4 protein-coding genes are annotated in these 9,698 nt (G+C 44.5%); 3 read left to right on the top strand and 1 reads right to left on the bottom strand.

Going from position 1 to position 9,698, the window contains the following annotated elements:
* Nucleotides 1-136: 136 nt before the first annotated feature.
* Nucleotides 137-2,068: an acyltransferase family protein gene (locus K5Q73_RS11515; RefSeq protein ID WP_220760060.1), complete on the top strand. Its 1,932-nt coding sequence runs from the start codon at nt 137-139 to the stop codon at nt 2,066-2,068.
* A 195-nt stretch (nt 2,069-2,263) separates the two neighbouring features.
* Complete coding sequence (gene tadA / locus K5Q73_RS11520; protein WP_220760062.1) at nt 2,264-2,785, top strand: tRNA adenosine(34) deaminase TadA; 522 nt, start codon at nt 2,264-2,266, stop codon at nt 2,783-2,785.
* Nucleotides 2,786-3,354: 569 nt separating this feature from the next.
* On the opposite strand, the gene mltF is transcribed toward tadA, so the two are convergent.
* Nucleotides 3,355-4,809, bottom strand: a complete 1,455-nt coding sequence (gene mltF, locus K5Q73_RS11525) for a membrane-bound lytic murein transglycosylase MltF (protein WP_220760064.1) — start codon at nt 4,807-4,809, stop codon at nt 3,355-3,357.
* A 307-nt stretch (nt 4,810-5,116) separates the two neighbouring features.
* Between mltF and purL the strand changes: the two genes are divergently transcribed.
* Complete coding sequence (gene purL, locus K5Q73_RS11530; RefSeq protein WP_220760198.1) at nt 5,117-8,998, top strand: phosphoribosylformylglycinamidine synthase; 3,882 nt, start codon at nt 5,117-5,119, stop codon at nt 8,996-8,998.
* Nucleotides 8,999-9,698 lie beyond the last annotated feature (700 nt).

Below are 9,698 nucleotides of genomic sequence, written 5' to 3' on the forward strand. Positions count from 1 at the left end.
GGTCTGATTTATATCGATAATAAAAACGCGTTCATAGCAATATGAACGCGTTTTTTTATGCTTGTTAATAAGTTATTCAACTATAAATAGTTAAAGGGACTATATCGATTAGAACAGCATTAAAGGGAGTTTGCCTATGCGCTATAGAGCGGAAGTTGATGGATTAAGAGCCTTAGCCGTGATCCCAGTGATCTTGTTTCATGCCGGATTTAACCAGTTTAGTGGCGGTTTTGTTGGGGTCGATGTGTTTTTTGTGATCAGTGGCTATTTGATTACTAGCATCATCTTAAACGAGCTCGAGCAAGAAAAATTTAGCATCCTTAACTTCTATGAGCGCCGCGCAAGAAGGATCTTACCGGTACTCTTCTTTGTTATCCTAGTTTGTATTCCATTTGCTTGGCTCTGGTTAATGCCGCTGGATCTGCAAGATTTCTTTCAGAGTATCGTGGCGGTAGCGACGTTCTCCTCCAATATCCTGTTTTGGCTGGAGAGTGATTATTTTGATACCGCGGCGGAGCTTAAGCCTTTATTGCATACCTGGAGTCTGGCGGTTGAGGAGCAATATTATATCTTCTTTCCACTACTTTTAATGATGCTATGGGGTATGGGAAAGCGGGTGATTTTAGTGGCGTTCGCGATTATTTTCTTGTTGAGTTTATCGTTAGCCCAGTGGGCGGCTTTCAATGCACCTAGCGCTAATTTTTATTTGTTACCGACTCGAGGCTGGGAGCTGCTAATTGGTGTATTTGCCGCATTTTTCCTAAATCAGCAATTGCCTCACTGGATGACTTCAAGCTTAAATAATAGTCTCAGTATTCTGGGGTTGTTATTGATTGTTTTTTCAATTTTCATCTTCGATTCCAGTGTGCCGTTCCCAAGTGTTTATGCTTTGGTTCCAACAATCGGTACGGTACTGATTATTGTATTTGCCCAAGAGGGGAGCTGGGTTCAGCGCTGCTTAAGCTTCAAGCCCCTAGTCGGTGTAGGCTTGATAAGTTATAGCGCCTATTTATGGCATCAACCTGTATTTGCGTTTGTAAAATACCGCAGCTTTACTGAGCCCTCGGTTTGGCTGATGCTGTCATTGTGCGCCGCTGTAGTGGGACTATCTTATTTAAGCTGGCGTTTTGTGGAGATCCCCTTTAGAAACAAGCAGGCCTACAGTCGACAGTTCATCTTTAGTAGTGGTGGAGTATTAACGGCTGTATTGGTTATAGGTGGGCTATGGATTGATAATCAGCAGCTCTATAAGGCAAATGACGCCTACTTAGATTTGATGGTCAAATCCTACCAACCTGATAACCGTGAGCTAGGTGCTGATAGTTGGCAATACTTACGAACATTGAGTGGCAATCAAGATTATGGCGTGGATAAGAATAACTTTGATAGAACTCAATGGTTCGAAGTTGAGGACGACAGACAAAAATTATTGATTGTCGGCAATTCTCACTCAAAAGATCTATTTAATGTACTCACCAGTAGTGAGGCTACCCTTGCACAGTTCCAAATTGCGCGCTTTGGCACCGAAATTGGCCATATAGACGAGTCATTTTTTAGTTCGCCGAATTATCGCTTGGCTGATGCTGTTATGTTGGCGTCTCAATATAAACCGCAGGACCTTAGCCAGATTGAAGTGTTAGTCGCTCGCCTATTAGCCGACAATAAAAAAACAATTTTAGTGAAAAACATCTATGAGTTTGAAGAGTTTGGTCAGCGCACCTATGCCGACTTCCTATTTCACCTCCTAGCTAAGGAACATGGAACTGACAATATTTCTAACCTAGATATTTTCAAGATTAATCAGAAGCATTTTGAACAGTTTTCTCATCGAGAATTTAAGCAGTTTACTCAAAAGGCTAATTTAACGTTAGCGGCTCTCGCTGGGCAATATCAAGATGTGATACTGCTCGATAGAATGGATTATGTGTGTAATAAGCGCGAGCGAGTCTGTTATGCCATTGATAACGAATACCAGAAGTACTTCTATGATTACGGACACCATACGGTTGCGGGGGCGATGTTTTTTGGAGAGCGAGTTGATAAGGTTAACTGGTTAGGCAAGATTTAGCCCTACAATGAGCGATTGATGGCTCGTTTAAGTATAAAGCTTGATATAATCTGGCGTCATAGATTGACAGTGTTTTTACTTAGCTATGTTTTTCAAATGATATGTTTTCAAATGTTAAGCATTTCAAATGCGATGTTTCAAGCAGGGTTAAGTTAACAATATCGAACGGTTATAGATAAATATTAGGGGCGTAGATTGTCACAGCAGGAACAGGATATCCATTTCATGAAAATGGCGATGGATATGGCGATAAAAGCGGAAGAGAAGGGGGAAGTACCTGTTGGAGCCGTGTTGGTTAAAAATGGTGAAGTGGTCAGCGCTGGATTTAATTTTAGTATAGGTTTACACGACCCAAGTGCTCATGCCGAAATGCAGTGTTTGCGCCAAGCAGGGCAGATAATGCAAAACTACCGCTTACTCGATACCACACTGTATGTGACGCTGGAGCCCTGTGCAATGTGTGCAGGAGCTATTGTACACTCTCGAATTAATCGCTTGGTATTTGGCGCCCGTGATGAAAAAACTGGTGCAGCAGGCACTGTGATCGACATTGTGCGACTCAGTGCTTTTAATCATCAAGTTGATGTTAGCTCTGGCGTGCTTGAAACCGAGTGTAGCGAACAGCTAAGCGCATTTTTCAAGCGTAGAAGAAAAGAGAAAAAGGCAGCCAAAGCCTTAGCTAAGCAACAAGCCTTGTTATCGACTCCTAAGAGTTAAAAAAAAGCGTCATCCGAAGGTTTAATAAATGCGAAGAACTGTTTGTGTCTGTTAAGGACTTTTAGGTGGCGTGTTTTCAATTGGCTACGACGACGCGCTGCAACATTATTAATTGTTTTTTTTCTCATATAGACCTCACTGGTATTTTCACTTAAGACCTTTATCAACTTACTACATAAAAGTCTACGTGAGTATGATTAATCTATGATGAATTCGTTCAAAAATAGCTAAATAGGCTATCGGCTGGCGATAAAATGCTCTATATCGAGAACTACTTTACCTGGAAGGGCTAGCGCGTTTGTTAGCTTAATTTGGTGGTTTATTCACTTATTACAGGGCTGTTTATATAAAGGCAGGCTCAGGGCTGTTTATATAAGGATAAGCTCAGGGCTGTTTATATAAAGACAGGCTCAGGGCTGTTTATATAAAGACAAGCTCAGGGCTGTTTATATAAAGACAAGCTCAGGGCTGTTTATATAAAGACAAGCTCAGGGCTGTTTATATAAAGACAAGCTCAGGGCTGTTTATATAAAGACAAGCTCAGGGCTGTTTACTATATAAAAACTGGCTCAGGGCTGTTGTGGCTGGCTTGCATCGGCCAGAGGTTCTTGGCTCTTTATATTTTGTTCGGTCTCATTGGCTTCGGCGGTTTGAAGCGGCTTCTTCTTGAGCTCAAGCAGCATATTCTGATTATCGATCCACACAAGCGTGTCATAGTAACGACGAATACTATCGACATAATGCACCGCTTCATTGCCTCTGGCGTAACCATAACGGGTTTTCTTGTAATACTTACGTTTTTGCAGCAGCGGTAATATCGACTTTACATCTCGCCAAGCACTCGGGTTCAATCCCTGAGCTTGCGCCAATTTCCGTGCATCTTCCACATGCCCTAAGCCAATATTATAAGAGGCGAGGGCAAACCACATACGCTGACTCTCAGGAATCGAATCAGGCAGACGCTCAAGCATACTGTTAAGGTATTTAGCACCACCCTTGATGCTCTGGTGAGGATCTAGGCGGTTTTTAATGCCCACTTGTTTCGCCGTTGGCAGGGTCAGCATCATCAAGCCGCGCACACCGGTTGGCGAACGTGCATTTGGGTTCCAATGAGACTCCTGATAGGCGGTTGCGGCAAGTTTACGCCAGTCTATACCCTCAGCGTATTTTTCAAATGTGGCTTGATACTTAGGCAGCTTGTTATCGATGGCACGAATAAAGGCGCGGGTGTCGACGTAATCGAAGCGCTCAACGTGAGCAAAGTATTTCTCATTGAGGTGAGCCAAGGTGCCACTGCGTTTCTCTATGTGCCAAAACGCCAGTAACTCACTCATTAGCTTGTCGCTGTTGGTGGCTGGCAATAACCATACAACTGGCTGTTTACGTTTTAAAACTAGGCCTTCCCGTAACTCAGGCATAAAACGTCTGTTGATATCTAAACTGGTCGAGTCGGCAATGGTGTAAGGGATCTCTCCGGCGGCTATCATGGTGAGTAGCTCTTCGGCATCCTTGTCTTTTTCTTGATTCCATACAAGGTTCGGGTTGGATTTTTGCAGCTCGGTTAAAGTATCAACAAAAGAGGAATCGGTAGTTACCGTGATCTCGCCTTTAAGTGTATCTATATTTCTTGGGATCGGGGTACCTTGGCGATAAACCAATATTTGATTAACTCGGTAAAGTGGCGGGCCGAGTCTAAACTGCTCGCGTCTTGCTGGTGTATCGGCTAAGCCCGCTGCAATAATATCGATTTCGCCACTGCGCATAGCGTTATACAGCTCGCTAATATTGGCGAAAGGCTTCATTTTTAATTCTAGATCTAAGTAATCAGCAAAGCGCTCCGCCATCTCATAGTCATAACCTGAGTCCCCTTGCCCTGAGGTAAAGTAAATTTGTGGGCCATATAAAGTACCGACCACTAATTGAGTGGGCTTAGGCGGGGGAGTCGTGTTTGTTTGCTCCACGACAACCTTCTGGCAGGCAGCCAGTAAGGTGATACAGCATAGAGCAAATAAGAGTTTTTTCATCGATTATATAGTGTTAGCGCTTAACTTAAATTATAAGAAAAATAATGAAATAGTCGTCGATTATACCACAAACTTGGTTGACGTAAAAAAACTGACATTTTATTGGTAAGTGTTGATTTTAGTATGAACCTAAATGAAGTTTTTGCTGGGAATATCCCCTTGGGAGTGCAAAAGTTTTTAAGCCACTTTTTCCTGTGCGGGAAACACTGTTTTCAATAGCGACTGCTGATGATTTGTGACAAACATTTCCCTATAATAGCGCCCAGATCTGACCCTGCAATTATAATATATAAGGTGAAAAGACGTGATGGAGATCATCCGCGGAGCCCCTGCACTTTCGGCGTTTAGAGTACAGAAGCTGATGCAAGCTTGTGAATCGGCAGCACTGCCAGTGCGCCAAATCTATGCCGAGTTTATCCATTTAGCCGATTTAAAAGAATCCCTAAATGACACTGAAAGTCAACAGCTTGAAAAAATCCTCACCTACGGCCCCGCTATCGAAGCGCACACGCCAGAAGGTCATCTCCACTTCGTTACACCCCGTCCCGGTACCATCTCTCCTTGGTCATCAAAAGCAACTGATATCGCTCACAACTGCGGCCTGAATAAGGTTAAACGTTTAGAGCGTGGTCTTGCTTACTATGTGGTGAGCGATGAGTTGACTGGCGAACAGCTAAAAACGTTAAACGCATTGCTACATGACCGTATGGTAGAAGTCATTTTACCAAGCTTTGATGATGCAAGCGTATTGTTTGCTCGCACAGAGCCTGCAAAGTTCACTAGCGTTGATGTACTTTGCGCTGGACGCGTCGCACTAGAGCAAGCCAACACTAAACTTGGCTTGGCTTTGGCCGATGATGAAATTGACTACCTAGTTGAGAACTTTACTCGATTAGGTCGTAACCCAAATGACATCGAGCTAATGATGTTTGCTCAAGCAAACTCAGAGCATTGTCGTCATAAAATCTTTAACGCAGATTGGACAATCGACGGTGAAGTTCAGCCAAAGTCATTGTTCAAGATGATCAAAAATACCTTCGAGAAGACGCCTGACAACGTGTTATCTGCTTATAAAGATAACGCTGCGGTAATGACAGGCTCTACAGCCGGTCGTTTCTTCCCGAAACAAGATGGCGTTTATGGCTACCACACTGAGCCAATGCATATCTTAATGAAGGTTGAAACTCATAACCACCCAACTGCAATTAGCCCATACCCAGGTGCTGCAACCGGTAGCGGTGGTGAAATTCGTGATGAGGGCGCTACAGGCCGTGGCTCTAAGCCAAAGGCGGGCCTAACAGGCTTTAGCGTATCAAACCTTAAGATCCCAGGTTTTGTGCAACCATGGGAAGCAGATTACGGTAAGCCAGATCGCATTGTTACTGCGCTTGATATTATGACCGAAGGCCCATTAGGCGGCGCGGCATTTAACAACGAGTTTGGTCGCCCAGCACTTGTGGGTTACTTCCGTACTTACGAGCAAGAAGTTAACAGTCACAACGGCGTTGAAGTTCGTGGTTACCACAAGCCAATTATGCTGGCGGGTGGTTTAGGTAATATCCGCGAAGAGCATGTGCAAAAAGGTGAAATTACCGTTGGTGCGAAGCTTGTAGTTCTTGGCGGCCCTGCGATGAACATCGGTTTGGGCGGCGGCGCTGCGTCATCAATGACATCGGGTCAGTCGAGTGAAGATTTGGACTTTGCTTCTGTGCAGCGTGAAAACCCAGAAATGGAGCGTCGTTGCCAAGAGGTTATCGACCGCTGCTGGCAGATGGGTGATGCTAACCCAATCCAGTTTATTCACGATGTGGGCGCGGGCGGTTTATCAAATGCTTTCCCTGAGCTGGTTAATGATGGCGAGCGTGGCGGTAAGTTTGAGCTACGTAAAGTACCGTCTGATGAGCCAGGTATGAGCCCGCTAGAGATTTGGTGTAACGAATCACAAGAGCGTTATGTGATGTCAATTGCACCAGAGAATATCGAGTTGTTTACCCAAATTTGTCAGCGTGAGCGTGCTCCGTTTGCCATTGTAGGTGTGGCGACGGAAGAGAAAGAGTTAGTCCTTAGTGACGAGCACTTTGAAAACCACCCAATCGATTTGCCACTTGAAGTGCTATTAGGTAAAGCGCCTAAGATGAGCCGCGATGTAGTAAGCGCAAAAGCTAACTCTGCAGCACTTGACCAAACAGGTATTGAAGTTAAAGAAGCGGCGCATCGTTTACTGCGTTTGCCAACGATTGCTGAAAAGACCTTCCTTATCACCATTGGTGATAGAACGGTAACGGGTCTGGTTAATCGTGACCAAATGGTTGGCCCATGGCAGGTGCCGGTAGCCGATTGCGCGGTAACTGCGTCAAGCTACGACTCATACACAGGTGAAGCTATGTCTATTGGCGAGCGTACACCGCTTGCATTACTAGACTTTGGTGCATCGGCGCGTATGGCGGTTGCCGAGTCAATTATGAACATTGCTGGTACCGACATTGGTTCGTTCAAGCGTGTTAAGCTATCTGCGAACTGGATGTCTCCAGCGGGTCACCCAGGTGAAGATGCAGGTCTTTACGAGGCTGTTAAAGCCATCGGTGAAGAGTTATGCCCTGATTTGTCGCTGACAATCCCAGTAGGTAAAGACTCAATGTCGATGAAAACGGCTTGGGAAGAAAACGGCGTTCAAAAGGCTGTGACCTCTCCTATGTCATTAGTTATCACTGCATTTGGTGTGGTGCAAGATGTTCGCAATACAGTAACCCCAGAGCTTCGCACCGATAAAGGTGACACAGATTTGTTACTGCTTGACCTTGGTCTTGGCCAGAACCGTTTAGGCGGATCTTGTTTAGCGCAGGTTTACAGCGAGCTAGGTGATATCGCCCCAGATCTTGATAACTCTGCAACGCTTAAAGGTTTCTTCGAAACCATTCAGCCAATGATTGCCGATAAATCTATTATTGCTTATCACGATAGAAGCGATGGCGGTCTATATACCACATTGGTTGAAATGGCGTTTGCCGGTCACATAGGTCTAAATGTTGATTTAAGTGCACTGACTGGTACTGACGTTGAACGCCTGTTTAACGAAGAGCTAGGCGCTGTTATTCAAGTTCGTCGTCAAGACGCTGCGATTATCAGCGAAAAATTTGCTGCTGCTGGCGTGCCTTGCCATAAAGTTGCTGAACTGACCGACAATGACAGCATTGCAATCTTTGATGGCGCGCGTGAAGTTCTCACTGAAACGCGTACTTCACTACGTACTATTTGGGCTGAAACCACATATCGCATGCAGGCGTTACGTGACAACCCTGAGTGTGCTAAAGAAGAGTTCGAGCTTAAGCAAGACGCTAGTGATTTAGGTCTAACGGTTGATTTAAGCTTCGATCCAAGCGAAGACGTTGCCGCGCCATTTATCTTAAAAGGCGCTGCACCTAAGATGGCTATCTTGCGTGAGCAAGGCGTTAACTCGCACATCGAAATGGCTGCAGCGTTTGACAGAGCCGGTTTCGAGGCGATGGACGTACACATGAGTGACATCCTAAGCGGTCGTATTAGTCTTGAGCAGTTCCAAGGCCTAGTGGCGTGTGGTGGCTTCTCTTACGGTGACGTACTGGGCGCGGGTGAAGGTTGGGCTAAGTCAATTCTGTTTAACGAGCGTGCTCGTGAGCAGTTTAGCCAATTCTTTGAACGTAACGATAGCTTCTCGCTTGGTGTGTGTAATGGTTGTCAGATGTTGTCTAACCTAAAAGACATTATTCCTGGCACTGAGTTATGGCCACACTTCGTACGTAACCGTTCTGAGCGTTTTGAAGCGCGTTTCAGTTTAGTTGAAGTGCAGAAGAGCCCGTCGTTATTCTTCCAAGGTATGGAAGGCTCTCGCATGCCAATCGCCGTATCTCACGGTGAAGGTCGCGCAGAGTTTGCATCGCCTGAAGCGTTAGCAGCTGCAGAAGCGTCTGGTACGGTTGCACTGCGTTATGTTGATGGCAATGGCCAAATCGCTACTCAGTATCCACAGAATCCGAATGGTTCGCCAAATGCGATTACTGCATTGAGTTCAACTGACGGCCGAGTGACGATTATGATGCCGCACCCTGAGCGTGTATTTAGAACCGTTGCTAACTCATGGCACCCTGAGTCTTGGGGTGAAGATAGCCCTTGGATGAGAATGTTCCGCAATGTGAGAAAGTCAGTCGGCTAATATACTTATTGCTGATGTGACGTTAGCCTTGCTAACGAAAAGCCCCTATCTTTAGGGGCTTTTTTTTGCCTGAAATATTTGATAGCAGCAGAGTTCGCCAAACAAGGTTGATTAAACAATAGATTACAACGGGATTAGTGGTTCATTGAATGCTAAATTAATTGTTTTAAGCCGCTATTCATCATTTTATGGATAAGCAGAAGTTATCCATAATCAACAAGCTTAGTGGTAAACGTATATTTGGGTTGTGGAATAAACAAACAGGCATAAAAAAGCCCTCCTTATTGCTAAGGAGGGCCGCTTTGCGCTAACAAAACTTCAAGATTAATCTTGCATTAGAAAGTCTTACTTATAGCTCTCTAGAAGTATAAAGTTCAACGAAAACACGCTGATAGCTAACAACTAGACGCTCGAATAATTTTGTCATAACAGTTTCTCCACATAGATTGATGATTTAAGCGGAGTTAGTCTTTACCGGGCTACTTCACCGGATTGGCTAGACCGTCTCCTTAACTTGGTGCTCATTTTAGGCGAGTCGTTATATTTCATCAAACGAGAAAAATTGTATTGTGAGATTAGTTAAACTAATGCTTTTGATGGGGCTTTAAGTTTTTTACTGCAAGAGGCTGATTTTAAGTTACTGTATTTAAGGTGTATCTTGTTTTTATGTGATTTCGATCTCATAGATTTGGGTTATTAT

This window comes from Shewanella sp. MBTL60-112-B2, assembly GCF_019655055.1.
Lineage (GTDB): Bacteria > Pseudomonadota > Gammaproteobacteria > Enterobacterales > Shewanellaceae > Shewanella.